The organism is Streptosporangium sp. NPDC001681, from assembly GCF_040298085.1.
Taxonomy (GTDB): Bacteria; Actinomycetota; Actinomycetes; order Streptosporangiales; family Streptosporangiaceae; genus Streptosporangium.
Genome location: NZ_JBEOZN010000017.1, coordinates 60,868 through 78,394, shown reverse-complemented (window position 1 = coordinate 78,394; position 17,527 = coordinate 60,868). Strand labels below are relative to the sequence as shown.

Sequence of the window (17,527 nt, the reverse complement as noted above, 5' to 3'; positions counted from 1 at the left end):
CATTTCGTAATCAACGCTATCCGCGCCGGGGCTCCCAGCGGAACAGCCACCGGGCCAGCAGCCCCGCCACCGCGATCCAGGCCAGCAGCATCGCCAGTGAGGGCAGTGCGGCCGCCCACTGCCCAGCCGTGCTCAACGCCTCCCCACCGCCGGAGACGTGGTCCCCGCCCAGGAAGGCGGTGCGTACGATCTCCACGACCGGGGTCGCCGGGAGCAGGGCGGAGACGGTGCCCAGCGTGCCGGGCAGCGCGTCGGAGGGAAAGGCGATCGGGGCGCCGACGAGCACGATCAGGAGCACCGGAAGCACCGTGACCTGGGCGACCTCGGCGTTGGGCGTGATCCCCGAGAAGGCGGCGCCCAGCAGGCCGAACAGCAGGACCCCCAGGACCACGGCGGTCACGAGCAGCGGCACGTTGGCCACCGTGACGCCCTCGGACCGCTGGATCCAGAGGGCCAGCAGCAGCACCTGGCCGAGATAGAGCACCAGCGCCCCGAGAGCACTGCCACCGAGGATCGCCAGACCGGACGGCTGGCCGGCGCGCAGCCTTTTGAGCACCAGTTCCTCGCGCCGGGCGGTGAAGGAGTTCACCAGGTTGACGAAGACCGCGAAGGCCAGCATCAACCCCGGCACCCCGGTCAGCACGAACAGCCTTCCGGCCACACCGTCGATCTCCGCGTCACCGATGATCTGGGTGAACGCCCAGGCCATCAGGAACGGCAGCAACAGTACGTTGAACAGGACCGTGGTGTTCCTGCCTATCAGGGTCAGGTCGAGCCTGGCGAGCCGTACCGCGTGCAGAACGTCGATCCTCATGACTACTTGACCTCTCCGGCGACTCGCATGAAGGCGTCTTCCAGGGTTCCGCGCCGTACGGCCAGCCGTTCCAGGCTCTCGCCCCGTACGTCGGCCCAGGCCAGGAGGTGCCGGACCGCCTCGTGCGCGCGGGTCTCTGGCCGCCCGACGGTCAGGGTGTAGGCGACCTCCGTGGCGCCGCCGTAGGTGAGCACGGGGGCCGCGCCGTCCAGCCGAGGGAGATCGTCGAAGTTCCAGGCGATGCCGGGAAGGCGGAAAGAGACCCGGTCACCGGCCCCGGCCACCACCTCCTCGACGGTGCCGTGCAGGTGGATCAGGCCCTCGTGCATGATGGCCAGCCTGTCGGCGAGACGCTCGGCCTCCTCCAGGTAGTGGGTGGTGAGCAGCACCGTGGTGCCCCCCACCCGCAGGTCCTCGATCACCTCCCAGGTGGCGCGGCGCGCCTCGGGGTCCATCCCGGTGGTCGGCTCGTCCAGGAAGAGCACCTCCGGCCGGGAGATCACCGCCAGCGCGAGGTCGAGCCTGCGCCGCTGGCCGCCGGAGAGCTGCCGGACCTTCGTCCTGGCCTTCCTCTCCAGCCCGGCCAACTCCAGCGCGCCCATGGTCTGCCGGTCCACGCCCCGAAAGCGCCCCAGCAGGCCGGAGCCCGCCGGCGGCTCTGTGGTGCCGGAGAGGGTGACCGGCCGGCCCGCGTCCTCGCTCAGCCCCTTCCACAGGCCGACGGTCTCGGCAACCGTGAGGTCACCGATGAACCCTCCCTCCTGCAGCATGATCCCCACCCGGGGCCGCAGTTGGCGGCGCTGGCCGACCGGGTCGAGTCCAAGCACTCGGACGGTACCGCCGGTCGCGGCTCTGAACCCCTCCAGGACCTCCACGGTGGTGGTCTTGCCCGCGCCGTTCGTGCCGAGCAGGGCGAACAGCTCGCCCCTCGGAACGCTGAAGGAGACGCCGCGCACCGCCTCGAAGTCGCCGTACGCCTGCCGGAGCCCGCCGACCTCGATCACGTTGTCGAGGCCGGCGGTCGCGGCGCCGGGCGGATCCGTCACCTGTGGTGTTGTCATGGCGACAATCGTCGTCTTCCCGCGTTTGAGCAGGTAGTCGCCAATATCACCGGAAAGATATGATCTTTAAGATCTTTTAGATGACAAATGTCAACTATGGGCGGGGCGGCAGCGCGGGGCGGCGACGGGACGGCCGGGTGGAGGCGTCGGGCGGGGTCGCCGCCGGGCGCTCGTCCAGCGCGGCCAGCGCGAGCCGTACCGCCTCCTCGATCTGCGGATCCCTGCCCGCCGCCCAGTCGTCAGGGCTGATGTCGATCTCGACGTCCGGATCGACGCCGTAGTTCTCCACCCCCCAGCCGAGCCCCTCGAACCAGAAGGAGTACCTGGGCACGGTGATGTGCGACCCGTCGACCAGCCGGTGGCTGCCCTCGATGCCGATGACGCCACCCCAGGTGCGGGTGCCCACCACCGGCCCGAGCTTGTAGATCTTGAAGGCCGCGGTGACGATGTCGCCGTCGGATCCGGCGTTCTGGTTGGCGATCGCGACCAGCGGGCCGCGCGGCGCGTCCTCGGGATAGGTGATCGGCGTCATGCCCCTGGGCAGGTCCCAGCCGATGACCCGGCGGATCAGCCTCTCGATGACCAGCTCGGAGGTGTGGCCACCTCGATTCCCCCGTACGTCCACCACCAGCCCCTCGAAGGTCATCTCCCTGCGCAGGTCGCGGTGGAACTGCGCCCAGCCCTCGGCGACCATGTCCGGGATGTGCAGGTAGCCGAGGCGGCCGCCGCCGAGCTCCCTGACCCGCGCCCGGCGCCCGGCCACCCAGTGCTGGTAACGCAGGCGCCTGTCGTCGCCGAGCGGCGTGACGACCACCCTCCGGCCACCGCCCAGGGTCAGCTCGACCGGCTTGTCCGCGGCGCCGACCAGCAGCCGGGCGGGACCCTCCGGTGGCACCGGGCGGCCGTCGACCGCGAGCAGCGTCTCTCCCTCCATGACCGCCGCCCCGGGCCCGGCCAGCGGCGAGCGGGCGTGCACGTCGGAGGACTCGGCGGGCAACACCGTGTCCACCTGCCAGCGGCCGTCGGCTCCCCTGGAGAGATCGGCACCGAGCAGGCCGACCGGCTCCGAGGCCGGGTAACCCCAGGCCGCCGCGTCGACATAGGCGTGCGAGCTGCCCAGCTCCCCCACGACCTCCCAGAGCAGGTCGGCGAAGTCGTCGGCGGTGGCGACGCGGTCCACCAGCGGCCGGTACTCCTCCAGCACGGTCTCCCATTCGACGTCGGCCATGTCCTCGACCCAGAAGTCGGCGCGCATCCGGCGGCCCGCCTGGGCGTAGGCGTGCCGGCGCAGGGCCTGAGGATCTCCGGTGATCCGGATCCTGGACAGGTCGACGGTCGTCTCGTCGCCGTTCTTGGCGCCCGGCTTGCCACTGGCCGGCCGGACCGTGAGCGTGCCCTTGTCACTGACGACGAGCTGCGTGCCGTCACCGCTCACCCGGTACCAGTCGAGCTTGTCGACCACCTCCTCCCACTTGCGCTTGTCCAGGTCGTAACGGTCCAGCGCCGCCCGGGGCGCCTCACTCCCCACCTCGTCCCGGTCCTCGCCGAGTTCCCCCGCCAGCGGCTCGCGCAGCCAGACAAACCCGCCCTTGACCGCCCGCAGGTTCGAATACCGTCCCTCGGGGACCGGCACCCGCACGACCCTGGCGGAGATGCCGTCCAGGTCCACGGTGACCGCGGCCTCGTCCCGCTTGTCGTCGTCACCGGAGTCGGCGACGGGCCGCCCCGCGGAGCTGGGCGCGAACGGGGACGGCGTGGAGGCGGCCAGCGGCACCAGATAGGGCCGGTAGCCGAGCGGGAAGGACATGTCGAAGGAGTGCGCGTCATAGATCGGGTCGAAGCCACGCCGCGACAGGAACGCCAGGTGGTCCCCGGCGAACGCGGGCGAGATGTCCGCGAACCTGCCATCGGTGACATCGGTCACCACCCGGTCGGCCACCCTGGCCAGCCTGATCCTGCGCAGATGCTCGCTGTCCGGGTGTGACCAGGCCAGCCAGCCGGAGTCCGGCGACCAGGCGAGGCCCTGGATCTCACCGGCGGCCCTCGCCAGCTCCACCACCTCGCCGGAGGCCACGTCCACCAGGAGCAGCCGCCCGTCCCTGGCGCTCACCGCGATCGTGTTCCCGTCGGGTGCGACGGCCAGGTCCGCGACCTCGCCCAGCTTGCCCGCGGCGATCCTGCGGCTCTCTCCGCCCCCTGCGGGGACGATCTCCAGTCCCTGGGTCTCGCCGTCGTCAAAGACCCACACCACCCGGTCGTCGCCGAGAAGGCGGGGCCGCCCCGCCGACAGGCCGGTGCTGAGCTGCCGTGCCGGGCCGTCCCGATGGGTCACCCAGTGCACCGTCCCGGCGACCTCCACCACGCTGGCCCGCCCGGTGGCGTCCACGGCCAGGTCGTGCAGCCGTCTGCCCGCGTTGACCTGGTAGGGCTGCCGCCCCCGCAGCGGGGAGCCGAGCGTGACGTCGAGTTTGCGGGCCTCGGCGTCAAGATCGTCCAAGAGGTAGAGGTCACCGGCGTTCTGGTAGACGATCCGCCTCCCGTCGGTGGTGGCGTGCCTGGCGTAGAAGGCCTCGTGGTCGGTGTGGCGGCGCAGGCCGGTGCCGTCCAGCTCGCAGGAGTAGAGGTTGCCGACGCCCTCGTGGTCGGAGAGGAAGGCGAGCCGTCCCCCGACCAGCATCGGATCGGCCAGTTGGCTGTTCAGATCGGTCAGGATCCGGGTGAAGTCACCCTCTCCCCGCCGCACCCACAGCCGGCCCGCCGTACCGCCCCGGTAGCGTTTCCAGGTCGCCGGATCGCGGGCGAGCGCCGCGGTGAGAAGTGCCACCGCGTCTTCCGTGACCGAGAGGTCGTTGACCGGACCGTACGGCAGCCGCTCGACTCCGTCGCCAAGCGCGTAGGCCCAGGTCTGCCAGAGGAACGGCTGGCCGGTCGCGCTGATCGCGAGGACCTCTCCCTCCGGTGTCCAGCCGCGCGCGCGGGTCCGCGCGTTCCCCCAGTAGGTCAGCCGCTCGGCGGATCCGGAGTCCAGATCCGCCAGGTAGATCTCGGGGGCGCCGTCGCGAACGCTGGTCCAGGCGACCTTGGTGCCGTCAGGCGAGAGACGGGGGTGGCTCGCGGGAGCCCGGTCGGCGGAGAGGCGCCACGCCCGGCCGCCATCCGCCGGAGCCACCCAGACGTCGTCGTCCGCGACGAACGTCAGTGTCTCGTGGGAGAGGTGTGGGAATCGCAGGTAGAAACCAGAAACCATTAACAAATCATATTGTCGACTATCAGGTGAATCGGGGGCAATTTTCGCCCCCGATAAGCTGGACGGCATGACGCGAGCTGACAGAGACAACCCGGTGGTGCTCTCCAAGATCTACACCCGTACCGGAGACGACGGCACGACCGCGCTCGGCGACATGAGCCGTACCCGCAAGACCGACCCGCGCCTGGCCGCCTACGCGGACGTCGAGGAGGCCAACGCGGCGATCGGCGTGGCACTGGCCACGGGGTCCCTGGAGGCGGACGTCACCGCCGTTCTCACCCGGATCCAGAACGAGCTGTTCGACGTCGGGGCCGACCTCTGCACCCCGATCACGGAGAACCCCGAGTTCCCGCCGCTGCGGGTCGAGCCCTCCTACATCGAATGGCTTGAGGCGCGCTGTGACGAGTTCAACGAGCGCCTCAAGCCGCTGCGCAGTTTCATCCTGCCCGGCGGCACCCCGGCCGTGTCCTGGCTGCACGTCGCCAGGACCGTGGTCCGGCGGGCCGAGCGGACCGTCTGGTCGGCGCTGGAGGCCCACGACGACGTCAATCCGCTGACCGCGAAGTACCTCAACCGGCTGAGCGACCTGATGTTCATCCTCTGCCGGGTGGCCGCAGGTGGCGACGAGATCCTCTGGAAGCCCGGCGGCACCCGCTGAGGGGGCCCGCCGCCCGGTGACAGGGCGCGGAGGATCAGGCGACGTCGAGATGGGCGCTGGGCGGGGCGGACTCCAGCCAGGCCACGAAACCGGTCAGTGCGCGGTATCCCATGGCGAGTTCGAAGGCGCTCTGCCCGTTGCGGCATTCAAGCGCCGTCACCCCCTCGATGAACCCGAAGAACTCACCGGAGCCGACCTTGCGACGGCCGGAAACGACAAGGCCGCGCCTCACGATGACGTGGCGCGGCCTTGGAAGCAGACCTATGAGCGGGATCCAGTTGAGGTGGCCGTCGGCATAGCGGGCCACTCCGACCCGCCACCCCCGCTCCCTCGACATGGGGCGCAGGCAACACAGCACCGACCCTCGGAAGCGGGTCAGGATGAGCACCCTGAGCGCCAGGAGGGCGACGAGCAGCCCCACCACGATGAGTACGTCCAGCACCACCATGTCTGCCCGCCCCCCAACAAGCCCTTACCGCTAAGAAGCCGAATTTATCCGACTTCTTCTCCGGCCGCGCGCAGCCGGGCCCTGGCACGCTTGGCCTCGGCGGCGGCCTCGGCGGCCGCGTCCGCGTCTTCCTGGCCGGACTCGACCGAGGCCTGAGCCCGCTCCAGCGCGCTTCTGGCCCGGGCGATGTCGATCTCGGAACCAAGCTCGGCGATCTCGGCCAGGATCGACACCTCGTCGTCGGCCACCGAGAGGAATCCTCCGTGGACGGCGGCGACGAGATCGGCCTCGCCGTCACCTCGCTTGATCTTCAGCAGCCCGCCCTCGACGAGAACGCCGAGCACGGGTGCGTGTCTAGGCATGATACCGATCTCGCCGTCGACGGTCTTGGCAATCACCATGTCGGCCTCGCCGGACCAGATCTCCCGCTCCGGGGAGACGACGCCTACTCGCAGCTTCGCCACTTTCTCTCCAGTTCCCTATCGAACCAGGTGCCGGTACGACCGCGTGACCGTACCGGCACCGAAGGCGACTAGCGGGCGAGTTCCTTGGCCTTGGCCACGGCCTGGTCGATGCCACCGACCATGAAGAACGCCTGCTCGGGCAGGTGGTCGTAGTCGCCGGCGCACAGACCCTTGAACGAGGCGATGGTCTCGTCCAGCGGCACGTTCTCTCCGGGCTGACCGGTGAACGCCTCGGCGGCGTACATCGGGTGGGACAGGAAGCGCTCGATGCGACGGGCCCGGTTGACGGTGACCTTGTCCTCTTCGGAGAGCTCGTCGATACCGAGGATCGCGATGATGTCCTGCAGTTCCTTGTACTTCTGCAGGATCCGCTTGGTCTCCTGAGCCACGCGGTAGTGCTCCTCGCCCACGATCAGCGGGTCGAGGATCCGCGAGGTGGAGTCGAGCGGGTCCACCGCGGGGTAGATGCCCTTCTCCGAGATCGGCCGCGAGAGCACGGTCTGCGCGTCGAGGTGCGCGAACGCGTTGTGCGGGGCCGGGTCGGTGATGTCGTCCGCGGGGACGTAGATCGCCTGCATGGAGGTGATCGAGTGACCGCGGGTCGAGGTGATGCGCTCCTGCAGAACACCCATCTCGTCGGCCAGGGTCGGCTGGTAACCCACCGCGGACGGCATGCGGCCGAGCAGGGTGGACACCTCGGAGCCGGCCTGGGTGAACCGGAAGATGTTGTCGATGAAGAGCAGCACGTCCTGCTTCTGCACGTCACGGAAGTACTCCGCCATGGTCAGCGCGGAGAGCGCGACGCGCAGACGGGTGCCCGGGGGCTCGTCCATCTGGCCGAAGACGAGCGCGGTGTCCTTGAGGACGTTCGCCTCCTCCATCTCCAGCCAGAGGTCGTTGCCCTCACGGGTACGCTCGCCGACACCGGCGAACACCGAGGTGCCACCGAAGTTGCGGGCGACCCGGCGGATCATCTCCTGGATCAGAACGGTCTTGCCCACACCCGCGCCGCCGAACAGGCCGATCTTGCCACCCTGCACGTACGGGGTGAGCAGGTCGATGACCTTGATGCCGGTGGTCAGCATCTCGGTGCGCGACTCAAGGGTGTCGAAGGCGGGCGAGGGGCGGTGGATGCCCCAACGCTCCTCGATCTTGAGCGACGCGGTGGGCACGTCCAGTGCCTCGCCGAGCGTGCTCCACACGTGGCCCTTGACGACGTCGCCGACCGGTACGGAGATGGCCGCGCCGGTGTCGGTCACCGCCGCGCCACGGGTCACACCGTCGGTGGGCTGCATGGAAATGGCCCGGACCAGGTTGTCACCCAGGTGCTGGGCGACCTCCAGGGTCAGCAGCCTGGTCTCCCCGCCGAGGGTGACCTCGGTGGTGAGCGCGTTGTAGATCTCGGGCATCGCCTCGACGGGGAACTCCACGTCGACGACGGGACCGGTGACCCGCGCGACGCGGCCCACGCCGGTCTCAACAGTCTGTGCAGTCATTTCACTCTTTCCCCGCTGCGGAGTCAGCCAGCGCGCTCGCGCCACCGACGATCTCGCTGATTTCCTGGGTGATCTCGGCCTGGCGAGCTTGGTTCATCTGCTGGGTGAACGTTCGGATGAGCTCGTTGGCGTTGTCGGTCGCCGACTTCATCGCCCGGCGACGCGACGCCTCTTCCGAGGCCGCCGACTGGAGCAGCGCACTGAAGATGCGCGACTCCACGTAGCGCGGCAGCAGCGTGTCGAGAACATCGGCCGCGCTGGGCTCGAACTCGAAGTACGGCAACGGCGTGCTGTCCACCGGCTCGACGGTCTCCTCGACCTCCAACGGCAGGATTCGCTTGATCACGACCTCCTGCGTCAGCATCGAGACGAACTGGGTCGAGACGATGTGGATCTCGTCCACCCCGTCCTCGGCCGAGAACGAGTCGATCAGCACACCGGCGATCTCCTTGGCGTCCGAGTAGGAGGGCTTACGGGAGAACCCCGTCCACTGCCCGCTCATCTCGCGGCCGCGGAAGCTGTGCCAGGCGACGCCCTTGCGGCCGGTCACGAAGGGCACGGGCTCGATGCCCCTGTCCTTCAGCAGACCGCCGAGGGCCTCGGCCTCACGCAGGATGTTCGCGTTGAAGCCGCCGCAGAAGCCGCTGTCGCTGGTGACGATGAGCACGGCGGCCCTGGCCGGCCGCTCCTTCTCCACGGTCAGCGGGTGGTCGACGCTGGCGGTGTTGCTGACGACGCCCGTCACGGCGCGAGTGATCTCGCGCTCGTACGGCACCGCCGCCTGCATCCGCAACTGCGCCTTCACGATACGCGATGAAGCGATGAGCTCCTGGGCGCGCGTGATCTTCGCCGTTGACTTGACCGACTTGATCCGCCGCCGCAGCAGTCTTAGCTGGGCACCCATCGGCTACTTCTTCTCAGCCGTACGGACGCGCTTGGTGATCTTTTCCTGGCCGACCTCTTCGGCGCCGAGCGCCTCGACCGGCTCCTCGTTGACCAGCAGCTCGCCCGCGGAGGTCTCGAAGGTCTTCTTGAACGCGGTGACGGCGTCCTTGAGAGCGGTGACCGTGTCCTCGGACAGGTCCTTGGTCTCGCGGATGCTGTCGAAGATGCCCTTCTTCTCTCGACCGATGTAGTCCAGGAAGTCCGCCTCGAAGCGGCGGATGTCCTCGACCGGGACCTCGTCGAGCTCACCGGTGGTGCCGGCCCAGATGGAGACGACCTCCCGCTCGACCGGGAAGGGGTTGTACTGCGGCTGCTTGAGCAGCTCGACCAGGCGCTGACCGCGCTCCAGCTGAGCCTTGGACGCCGCGTCCAGGTCGGAGGCGAAGGAGGCGAAGGCCTCCAGGTCACGGTACTGGGAGAGCGACAGGCGCAGCGTGCCGGCGACCTTCCGCATCGCCTTGGTCTGGGCCGAGCCGCCGACTCGGGAAACCGAGACACCGACGTTGATGGCGGGACGGACACCGGCGTTGAACAGGTCCGTCTCCAGGAAGACCTGGCCGTCGGTGATGGAGATGACGTTGGTCGGGATGAACGCCGAGACGTCGTTGCCCTTCGTCTCGATGATCGGCAGACCGGTCATCGAGCCGGAACCCATCTCCTTCGACAGCTTCGCGCAACGCTCCAGGAGGCGGGAGTGCAGGTAGAAGACGTCACCGGGGTAGGCCTCACGGCCCGGCGGACGACGGAGCAGCAGGGAGACCGCGCGGTAGGCGTCGGCCTGCTTGGTCAGGTCGTCGAAAACGATGAGAACGTGCTTGCCCTGGTACATCCAGTGCTGGCCGATGGCCGAACCGGTGTAGGGGGCGAGGTACTTGTAACCGGCCGGGTCGGACGCCGGAGAGGCGACGATGGTGGTGTACTCCAGCGCGCCCGCCTCCTCAAGGCGAGCCTTGACCTGGGCGATCGTGGAACCCTTCTGGCCGACCGCGACGTAGACGCAGCGGACCTGCTTGTCCGGGTCGCCGGAGAGCCAGTTCTCCCGCTGGTTGAGGATGGTGTCCACGGCGATCGCGGTCTTGCCGGTGCCACGGTCACCGATGATCAGCTGGCGCTGGCCACGGCCGATCGCGGTCATCGCGTCGATCGCCTTGATGCCGGTGGCGAGGGGCTCCTTCACCGGCTGGCGCTGCACGACGGAAGGCGCCTGAACCTCGAGGGGACGAACACCCTCGGACTCGATGGCACCCTTGCCGTCCAGCGGGATGCCCAGCGGGTCGACCACTCGGCCGAGGAAGCCGTCGCCGACCGGCACGGACAGGACCTCGCCCGTCCGGCGGACCGACTGGCCCTCCTCGATCTTGCTGAAGTCGCCCAGAACAACGACACCGATCTCCCGGACGTCCAGGTTCAGTGCCAGGCCACGCGTGCCGTCCTCGAACTCAAGCAGCTCGTTCGCCATCGCCGAGGGAAGGCCGGAGACATGGGCGATACCGTCGCCGCAGTCGACGACGGTCCCGATCTCCTCACGCGCGGCGCCTTCCGGCTCGTACGCCTGGACGAAGCGCTCAAGTGCGTCCCGGATCTCGTCCGGCCGGATCGTAAGCTCCGCCATCTCTCTTCAGTCTCCCTATTCGCCTAGCCGGCCAACCGGCGGCGGACTTCTTCGATTCGTCCCGCGATGGTGGTGTCGATGAGATCGTCCCCGATGTGCACCGAGAACCCTCCCAGCACCCGCGGATCCACCTCGACGTTCAGATGAACGTCGCGGCCGTACGAGGTGCGCAGCCACGTGGCGAGACGCTGCTTCTGCTCCTCTGAGAGCACGATGGCGCTCCGCACCACCGCGACGAGGCGCTGCCGCTGGGCGGCGACCAGCTTTCCGAACTCCTCAAGGCCACTGTCCAGGCTACGTCCTCGCGGGTGTACCACGAGCTGCGTGACCAGGCGGAGAGTGGTGGAGGCGACCTTGCTGGCGAGCAGGGAGCCCAGCAGTTCCCGCTTGGCCTGCTCCGGTGCCGCCGTGGAGGTCAGGGTCCGGTGCAGTTCCAGGTTCGAGGCGACGATGCGCCCGAACCTGAACAGCTCGTCCTCGACATCGTCGAGCCTGCCCTGTGCCTCGGCCTCCGCGGAGGCCGCGATGACACCGAGACGCTCAAGGGCGTCGGCCAGGTCGCCGGAGCGGGCCCACCGCGCGGACACGGCCGCGGCGACCGTCTCCAGCGCGGCATCGCTGACCTTGCCCTCCAGCAGCACCCGTATGACCTGCGCCTTCTGGGCCGCGGGCCGGGCGGGGTCGGAGAGGTTGCGGCGGAGCCCGTGCTCACGGTCGAACAGGTCGGCGACCGAGAAGAGCTCGTCGGCCAGCGTGCCGAGGTCGGCGCTTCCCGCGACGGCGTTGAAGCGCTCTTCGACCTCGGCCAGCGAAGCCCTGCTCAGACCTCTCATCAGCGGACCGCCGCGCTGCTCGACTCGAGCTCCTCAAGGAACCGGTCCACGGTGCGGCGCTGGCGCGCCTCGTCCTCAAGGGACTCGCCGACGATACGACCGGCCAGATCGATCGACAGACGACCGAGCTCCGCGCGGAGCTGGGCGAACGCCTGCTGACGGTCGGCCTCGATCTGCAGGTGCGCGGCCTCGACGAGACGGCGGGCCTCGGCCTGCGCCTCCTCGCGGAGCTCGGCCTTGATCTGCGCACCCTGCTCGCGAGCTTCCTCACGGAGGCGGGAAGCCTCGTGACGAGCCTCGGCGAGCTGGTCCTTGTACTGCTTGAGCAGCGCCTGGGCCTCGGCCTGGGCGTCCTCGGCTCGCTTGATGCCGCCTTCGATCGCATCGGTCCGCTCGGCCAGGGTCTTCTGGATTCGCGGGGTGAGGATCTTACCGACGACGAAGAGGACGACGAAGAACGCGAAACCGCCGACGACCAGCTCGTAGAGGTGCGGCATGATCGGGCTGGTGCCGCCCTCGGCCGCCAGGAGCTTAGCTGCGGTAGTCATCGATGCAGCCTTCCGTCAGGGTGTCTTCGATCAGTAGATGAACGGCGCGACAAGGCCGATCAGGGCCAGCGCCTCGACGAGCACGAAGCCCAGCAGCATGTTCTGGCGGATCAGACCGTAGGTCTCGGGCTGGCGGGCGATGGCCTGCAGACCGTTACCGAAGATGAGACCGACACCGATGCCGGGGCCAAGCGTGGCGAGCCCGTAACCGATGGAGCCGATGTTGCCGGTGACCTCAGCGAGGATGCTCATTGCTGTTTCCTTTACAAGATGGCCGGTGAACGGGTCTCACCGGTCTGAACTGGAGGAGAAGGGTCTTAGTGCTCGGCGTGCAGCGAGCCGCCGATGTACATCGCGGCGAGCAGCGCGAACAGGAAGGCCTGCAGGAACTGGATGAACATCTCGAACGCGGTCATCGCGATCGTCATGATGACGGCGACGACACCGACCGGGGCGCCGAGCGGCGTGAGCTGCTCGAAGAGGAACCAGAAACCAACGGCGCTGAAGAAGGCCAGGATGATGTGGCCCGCGAACATGTTGGCGAAGAGTCGCACCGCGTGGGTGAACGGCGCCACGATCATGTTGGAGAGGAACTCGATCGGCGCGAGCAGCACGTAGATCGGCTTGGGCAGGCCGGGGGGGAACATCATGTTCTTGAAGTAGCCGAGCCCTCCCTGGTGCTTCATGCCCAGGTAGATCTTCAGCACGTAGACGCTTACCGCCAGCACGATCGGGAAGGCGATGTGCGAGGCGATCGGGAACTGCAGGAAGGGGACGACCCCCATCAGGTTCCAGATCCAGACCAGGAAGAACAGGCTCAGCAGCAGGCCCATCCAGCGGTCGGCGTCCTTGCCCAGAAAGGGACGGGCTACCTGATCGCGGACGAACATGTAACCGTACTCACCGATGTTCTGGATGCCCCGGGGCACCAGCTTCGGGTTGGCGAAGGCCGACCAGCAGAAGGCTATGACCACGAGCGAGCTCAGCAGGGCGAGCAGCACCGGCTTGGTGAACCAGGTGACGCCGGGAATGATCGGGGGGAGATCGAACAGCTCAAGCCCCGGGGCCTTGAACTCGTCGGCGGCGAGGACCGTCAGCGCCTTCACGCGGCGTTCCCTTCAACGTGGTAGTGGATCAAGACTGCTTCCTCAGCGAAGCGACCGCCGCGCGAGGTCAGCGACCGTATTTCCGGTAGACCAGGTAGATGGCGAGAACGACACCGACGATCACTCCGATCGGTGTGAACACGGCCACGCCAGTCCAACGGCTCAGCAACCAACCGCCGCCGCCGTACAGGATGATCCCGGAGAGAATGTAGCTGGGAACCGACCAGGCAGCGTTGGCGAAGTCGCGGCCATCGCTCTCGGGCCTGCGTTCTTGTTCGCTCATTGCGGGCATGACAATAGCAGCCGGGGAGATGACTAGTCATATCGGGTCCCGCCGCCCGGTCATGATACGCCTCATCGGGGGCCACCCTGTCCAGGGACAGCGGCACCCGGGTCGACGTAGAGCATCTTCGTCTTCACGAAGCCCCGCATCTCGCCGGCCGTCCAGACGACGGTGCAGATGATCGCCGACCAGCCGAAGGCACGCGGCTCGAACGCCGTGGCGCTCTCGAACACCTTGAGGAGCGCCATGATGATCAGGACCTTCACCGCGTAGGTGGCGACCGCGGTGACCATCATCACAACGGGAGAGACCCGGCTCGCGGAGGAGACCGCGACCAGGCTGACCGTGAAGAAGACCGCCACCACCAGGAGGCCGATCGCGGCCCCCAGTGCCCCCTTGGCACCGGAGAGCAGAGCCGCCGTGAGGATGACGACCGCACCCGCGGCGGCGGTGGGTATCACGGCCCCTTTGAGGACGCGCACGTCATTGGCCTGCATCGGCACTCCCAGTGACTGTTATCAAGCGAGCGATTGCTACCTCGAAGATCCAGCTGAACCATGGATCCGTTAGTGAAAGCTATCACAAGCTCATGGAAGAGCGCCTTTACCTGCCGTTTCAAGTGAACGATCAAGCAGCTGAGATGGACCGCTCAACGCCGCGTCTCAGGGTTTGAGAAACCTTGCCGGGGAGCGGTGAGTGACAGGCCGGGCAGCGCCGAGAGCGTGGCCGTGCCGTCACCGTCGTCGCCGCTGACGGCCGGACGGGGCCCCGGCGTCTCCGAGGGGTAGGGGTGGGGCCGGACCCGGGCCTGCGGCTCGCCCGGTCGCACCTGCCGCCCCGGCCCCTCGGGGGGGCCGCTGAATCCCGTGGGAGCCGCGGGCCCGGCGGGCCCGGCGGTGCCGGTCGGGCCCTGCCCTCCGGACCCGCCGACGTCGCGGCGGGCCCGCCAGCGGGGCAGCGCCATCATCACCAGCACGCCGATGGCGAGCAGCACGGTCAGCGGGAACAGGATGAGCGGGACACCCTCGATGGACAGTGCCACGACCGCGAAGGCGAACAGGAAGGTCCAGGCGTACATGATCATGACGCTGCGGCGGTGTGAGTGTCCGATGTCCAGCAGGCGGTGGTGGAGATGCCCTCGGTCGGGCGCGAACGGCGACAGGCCGTTGGACGTGCGCCGGACCACCGCCATGATCAGATCGAGCAGCGGAAGCACCAGGATCGCGACCGGCACGAGCAGGGGGAGGATGACGGGGAAGCGGTTGATGCTGCTGGAGTCGAGCGGCGTCACCAGGATCATCGTGGAGGCGAGGACCAGGCCGATCAGCATCGCCCCGGTGTCCCCCATGAAGATCTTCGCCGGGTGGAAGTTGTGCGGCAGGAAGCCCAGGCAGATCCCGATGAGCACCGAGGCGATGACCGCCGTCACGTTGATGCTGGTGTTGCCGTAGTCCTTCGACAGGGCCACCGAGTACGTCCATGTGGCCATCGCGGCGATGCCCACGATCCCGGCGGCCAGACCGTCGAGCCCGTCGACGAAGTTGACGGCGTTGATCATGACGACCACGATCAGGATCGTGATCAGCGGGCTCAGCGTGGAGTCGAGAATGGTCTGCCCGCCCAGCGCCGTGGGCAGCGGGAGCCACGGCAGGCTGACGCCGAAGGCGACGAGCACGCCCGCCGCGCCGATCTGCCCGGCGAGCTTGACGAGGGCGTCCATCCCCAGCCAGTCGTCCAGAAAGCCGGTCAGCGTGATCAGCCCTCCCGCGGCGATCAGCGCGATCACCGTCTTGCCCTGGCCCTCGGCCGCCAGCTTGCCCCCGGCGTAGGGCAGCTCGCCGGCGATCAGCAGACCGGCGACGAGACCGCCGTACATCGCCAGGCCACCGAGTCTGGGCGTCGGCGTGGTGTGCACGTCACGGTCGCGGACCTCGGGCATGGCACCGATACGGACGGCGAAAACGCGGACCAGTGGGACCAGCAGGTATGTCACCGCGGCCGCGACGAGCGCCATGAGTAGGTATTCGCGCACGGAACCAGTTTCGCGGATAGTCCGGCCACCTGTGACCGGAAAACGCCACAGAACAGCTCATAGTTCGCTGGGATATATCTGATGGAGGCTCGTCAGCGCCGCGACGCGCTCCCGTATTTCACCCACTGCGTCGGGGTTGCGGATGGCCTGTGCCACCATCGAGGCCACCGTCTTCATCTCCTCGGCCCCCATTCCCTGGGTCGTGACGCAGGGGGTGCCCACCCGGATCCCGGACGTCACCGTGGCCGGCTCCGGATCGTAGGGGATCGCGTTGCGGTTCAGCGTGATCCCGGCCGCGCCACACCGCTGCTCGGCCACCGCGCCGGAGACCCCGACGTCCCGCAGGTCGATCAGCGCCAGATGGCTGTCGGTGCCGCCGGAGACGGGCCGCATCCCCTCGGCGGCCAGGGCGTCGGCCAGTACCTGGGCGTTGGCCACCACCTGCCGCGCGTACCGCGCGAACTCGGGGCGCAGCGCCTCGCCGAACGCCACGGCCTTGGCCGCCACCGCGTGCATGAGCGGGCCGCCCTGCACGAAGGGGAAGACCGCGCGGTCGACCCTGGGGGCCAGCTCCCGGGTGCACATGATCCCGCCCCCTCTCGGGCCGCGCAGCGCCTTGTGCGTGGTGAAGGTCACCACGTCCGCGTACGGCACGGCGGACGGCAGGGCGTTCCCGGCCATCAGCCCGATGGTGTGCGCGACGTCGGCGAGCAGCCAGGCGCCCACCTCATCGGCGATCCCCCGGAAGGCCGCGAAGTCGATCTTTCGGGAATAGGCGGTGGCACCACATATGATCATTTTGGGCTGATGCTGCAACGCCAGGTCCCTGACCTCGTCATAGTCGATCAGTTCGGTGTCCCTGCGCACGCCGTACGCCACGACGTCGAACCAGCGGCCGGAGAAGTTGACCTTGGAACCGTGCGTGAGGTGGCCGCCGTGCGACAGCGCCATCGCCAGCACCGTGTCGCCCGGCTGGAGCAGTGCCGCGTAGGCCGCCAGATTCGCCGAGGCGCCGGAGTGGGGCTGCACGTTGACATGATCGGCGCCGAACAGCCGCTTGGCCCGGTCGATCGCGAGCTGCTCGGCCCGGTCGACGACCTCGCATCCGGCGTAGTAGCGCCTGCCGGGGTAGCCCTCCGCGTACTTGTTGGTGAGCGTCGAGCCGAGCGCGGCGAGCACGGCGGGCGAGGCGAAATTCTCACTCGCGATCAGCTGGACGCCGCCGCGGAGCCTGTCGAGCTCGTCGAGGAGCACACGGGCGATCTCCGGATCCTCGCGCTGCAGTAGGCCGAAATCTGGCCCGTAGTACGGCTCTGCGCCCATGGCTCACATCCCGAAGATGACAACTCACCCCCACTGTAAGCCCGGCTACCCCGGTTATCCCAGGTCAGAGAGGTGTCGCCACGGGAAGGCGTGTCTCCGTGCGGAAACGCACGCCACGGGAAGGCCCCTGGGGTCGTCCCCCCGGGAGGCTTCGAAAACCGCCCGGCCCACGGGCCTCGCACCAAAGGACCCGGCCGGCGACGCCGAGCCGGGAAGGACGTCAGGAGAAGGCGTGCGGGGCCCCGGCTCCCACCGGCACCCATCTCGGCGTGTCGGCCGCCTGGTCGCTGATCGAGGTCAGGATCGCCTGCCGGTAGAGGCCGAGACGGGTGCGCCACTCCGTCATGTCCTCGACGTAGCGGCCGGAGACCGGGGCGTCCCAGACGTCCCTGCTCCTGGCGAGCTGGTAGGCCTTGTCCAGACTGGCGGTCAGCGTGTCGAGTGCGGGAAGCACCTGCCGCCACATCATGACCAGCCGCTGGTATTCGGGGTTGAACTCCCACGCTGTGGCGGCGTCCGAGGACGGCAGACCGCCGCCGCCCGAGGCCGGCGGGGTCTCCCCCGGCTGCAGCGGCTGCGGTGCGGGTGGATCCACGAACATCACAGGCTCCTCACCCTCGCTGACACAGTCCCTGCCCCCCGCTCACTGCCCGACGC

General features: G+C 68.6%; 18 protein-coding genes. 1 reads left to right on the top strand and 17 read right to left on the bottom strand.

From position 1 onward, the window contains the following. Positions 1-16 precede the first annotated feature (16 nt). From ABT130_RS11030 to ABT130_RS11020, 3 genes are all read right to left on the bottom strand, one after another. Positions 17-814, bottom strand: a complete 798-nt coding sequence (locus ABT130_RS11030; RefSeq protein WP_350954713.1) for an ABC transporter permease — start codon at positions 812-814, stop codon at positions 17-19. Positions 815-816: 2 nt separating this feature from the next. Continuing rightward, positions 817-1,875, bottom strand: coding sequence for an ABC transporter ATP-binding protein (locus ABT130_RS11025; protein WP_350924708.1), 1,059 nt, complete (start codon positions 1,873-1,875; stop codon positions 817-819). Between the two features lie 94 nt (positions 1,876-1,969). Next, positions 1,970-5,122 carry a S41 family peptidase gene (locus ABT130_RS11020; protein WP_350954711.1) on the bottom strand — a complete coding sequence of 1,051 codons (3,153 nt, stop codon included), beginning with the start codon at positions 5,120-5,122 and terminating at the stop codon, positions 1,970-1,972. Positions 5,123-5,189: 67 nt separating this feature from the next. Between ABT130_RS11020 and ABT130_RS11015 the strand changes: the two genes are divergently transcribed. After that, positions 5,190-5,780 (top strand): cob(I)yrinic acid a,c-diamide adenosyltransferase, encoded by a 591-nt coding sequence (locus ABT130_RS11015; protein ID WP_350924704.1) that lies wholly within the window; start codon positions 5,190-5,192, stop codon positions 5,778-5,780. Positions 5,781-5,814: 34 nt separating this feature from the next. Here ABT130_RS11015 and ABT130_RS11010 read toward each other — a convergent pair whose 3' ends face one another. From ABT130_RS11010 to ABT130_RS10945, 14 genes are all read right to left on the bottom strand, one after another. Continuing rightward, positions 5,815-6,228 (bottom strand): DUF2550 domain-containing protein, encoded by a 414-nt coding sequence (locus tag ABT130_RS11010; protein ID WP_350924702.1) that lies wholly within the window; start codon positions 6,226-6,228, stop codon positions 5,815-5,817. 44 nt (positions 6,229-6,272) lie between these two features. Next, a complete protein-coding gene (locus ABT130_RS11005; RefSeq protein WP_350924700.1) occupies positions 6,273-6,692 on the bottom strand; it encodes a F0F1 ATP synthase subunit epsilon in 420 nt (139 codons plus the stop codon). Between the two features lie 68 nt (positions 6,693-6,760). Beyond that, positions 6,761-8,188, bottom strand: coding sequence for a F0F1 ATP synthase subunit beta (atpD, locus tag ABT130_RS11000; RefSeq protein WP_350924698.1), 1,428 nt, complete (start codon positions 8,186-8,188; stop codon positions 6,761-6,763). A 1-nt stretch (position 8,189) separates the two neighbouring features. Beyond that, positions 8,190-9,092: a F0F1 ATP synthase subunit gamma gene (locus tag ABT130_RS10995; protein ID WP_350924696.1), complete on the bottom strand. Its 903-nt coding sequence runs from the start codon at positions 9,090-9,092 to the stop codon at positions 8,190-8,192. A 3-nt stretch (positions 9,093-9,095) separates the two neighbouring features. Continuing rightward, positions 9,096-10,745 (bottom strand): F0F1 ATP synthase subunit alpha, encoded by a 1,650-nt coding sequence (gene atpA, locus ABT130_RS10990; RefSeq protein WP_350954709.1) that lies wholly within the window; start codon positions 10,743-10,745, stop codon positions 9,096-9,098. 23 nt (positions 10,746-10,768) lie between these two features. Then, positions 10,769-11,578: a F0F1 ATP synthase subunit delta gene (locus tag ABT130_RS10985; protein ID WP_350954707.1), complete on the bottom strand. Its 810-nt coding sequence runs from the start codon at positions 11,576-11,578 to the stop codon at positions 10,769-10,771. Next, the gene (locus ABT130_RS10980; protein WP_350924690.1) at positions 11,578-12,126 is read right to left on the bottom strand and encodes a F0F1 ATP synthase subunit B; all 549 of its coding nucleotides are present in this window, start codon (positions 12,124-12,126) and stop codon (positions 11,578-11,580) included. Before ABT130_RS10980 ends, ABT130_RS10985 begins: the two co-directional genes overlap by 1 nt. A gap of 30 nt (positions 12,127-12,156) precedes the next feature. Next, positions 12,157-12,378: an ATP synthase F0 subunit C gene (gene atpE / locus ABT130_RS10975; protein WP_343975656.1), complete on the bottom strand. Its 222-nt coding sequence runs from the start codon at positions 12,376-12,378 to the stop codon at positions 12,157-12,159. Positions 12,379-12,443: 65 nt separating this feature from the next. Beyond that, positions 12,444-13,232: a F0F1 ATP synthase subunit A gene (gene atpB / locus ABT130_RS10970; protein ID WP_350924687.1), complete on the bottom strand. Its 789-nt coding sequence runs from the start codon at positions 13,230-13,232 to the stop codon at positions 12,444-12,446. A 67-nt stretch (positions 13,233-13,299) separates the two neighbouring features. After that, a complete protein-coding gene (locus ABT130_RS10965) occupies positions 13,300-13,515 on the bottom strand; it encodes an AtpZ/AtpI family protein (protein ID WP_343975662.1) in 216 nt (71 codons plus the stop codon). Positions 13,516-13,586: 71 nt separating this feature from the next. Then, positions 13,587-14,012: a Cg1360 family ATP-synthase-associated protein gene (locus ABT130_RS10960; protein ID WP_350924685.1), complete on the bottom strand. Its 426-nt coding sequence runs from the start codon at positions 14,010-14,012 to the stop codon at positions 13,587-13,589. 152 nt (positions 14,013-14,164) lie between these two features. Then, positions 14,165-15,547, bottom strand: coding sequence for a glycosyltransferase family 4 protein (locus ABT130_RS10955; RefSeq protein ID WP_350954705.1), 1,383 nt, complete (start codon positions 15,545-15,547; stop codon positions 14,165-14,167). A 57-nt stretch (positions 15,548-15,604) separates the two neighbouring features. Next, the gene (gene glyA / locus ABT130_RS10950) at positions 15,605-16,870 is read right to left on the bottom strand and encodes a serine hydroxymethyltransferase (protein ID WP_350954703.1); all 1,266 of its coding nucleotides are present in this window, start codon (positions 16,868-16,870) and stop codon (positions 15,605-15,607) included. Between the two features lie 220 nt (positions 16,871-17,090). Further along, entirely contained in the window at positions 17,091-17,471 is a 381-nt protein-coding gene (locus ABT130_RS10945; protein ID WP_350924678.1) for a hypothetical protein, read from the bottom strand. Positions 17,472-17,527: the final 56 nt, after the last annotated feature.

Bases quoted from the DNA above. Each gene is read 5' to 3' on its own strand.
- ABT130_RS11030 (WP_350954713.1), bottom strand. From the start codon at position 814: ATGAGGATCGACGTTCTGCACGCGGTACGGCTCGCCAGGCTCGACCTG.
- ABT130_RS11025 (WP_350924708.1), bottom strand. From the start codon at position 1,875: ATGACAACACCACAGGTGACGGATCCGCCCGGCGCCGCGACCGCCGGC.
- ABT130_RS11020 (WP_350954711.1), bottom strand. From the start codon at position 5,122: ATGGTTTCTGGTTTCTACCTGCGATTCCCACACCTCTCCCACGAGACA.
- ABT130_RS11015 (WP_350924704.1), top strand. From the start codon at position 5,190: ATGACGCGAGCTGACAGAGACAACCCGGTGGTGCTCTCCAAGATCTAC.
- ABT130_RS11010 (WP_350924702.1), bottom strand. From the start codon at position 6,228: ATGGTGGTGCTGGACGTACTCATCGTGGTGGGGCTGCTCGTCGCCCTC.
- atpD (WP_350924698.1), bottom strand. From the start codon at position 8,188: ATGACTGCACAGACTGTTGAGACCGGCGTGGGCCGCGTCGCGCGGGTC.
- ABT130_RS10995 (WP_350924696.1), bottom strand. From the start codon at position 9,092: ATGGGTGCCCAGCTAAGACTGCTGCGGCGGCGGATCAAGTCGGTCAAG.
- atpA (WP_350954709.1), bottom strand. From the start codon at position 10,745: ATGGCGGAGCTTACGATCCGGCCGGACGAGATCCGGGACGCACTTGAG.
- ABT130_RS10985 (WP_350954707.1), bottom strand. From the start codon at position 11,578: ATGAGAGGTCTGAGCAGGGCTTCGCTGGCCGAGGTCGAAGAGCGCTTC.
- ABT130_RS10980 (WP_350924690.1), bottom strand. From the start codon at position 12,126: ATGACTACCGCAGCTAAGCTCCTGGCGGCCGAGGGCGGCACCAGCCCG.
- atpE (WP_343975656.1), bottom strand. From the start codon at position 12,378: ATGAGCATCCTCGCTGAGGTCACCGGCAACATCGGCTCCATCGGTTAC.
- ABT130_RS10965 (WP_343975662.1), bottom strand. From the start codon at position 13,515: ATGAGCGAACAAGAACGCAGGCCCGAGAGCGATGGCCGCGACTTCGCC.
- ABT130_RS10960 (WP_350924685.1), bottom strand. From the start codon at position 14,012: ATGCAGGCCAATGACGTGCGCGTCCTCAAAGGGGCCGTGATACCCACC.
- glyA (WP_350954703.1), bottom strand. From the start codon at position 16,870: ATGGGCGCAGAGCCGTACTACGGGCCAGATTTCGGCCTACTGCAGCGC.
- ABT130_RS10945 (WP_350924678.1), bottom strand. From the start codon at position 17,471: ATGTTCGTGGATCCACCCGCACCGCAGCCGCTGCAGCCGGGGGAGACC.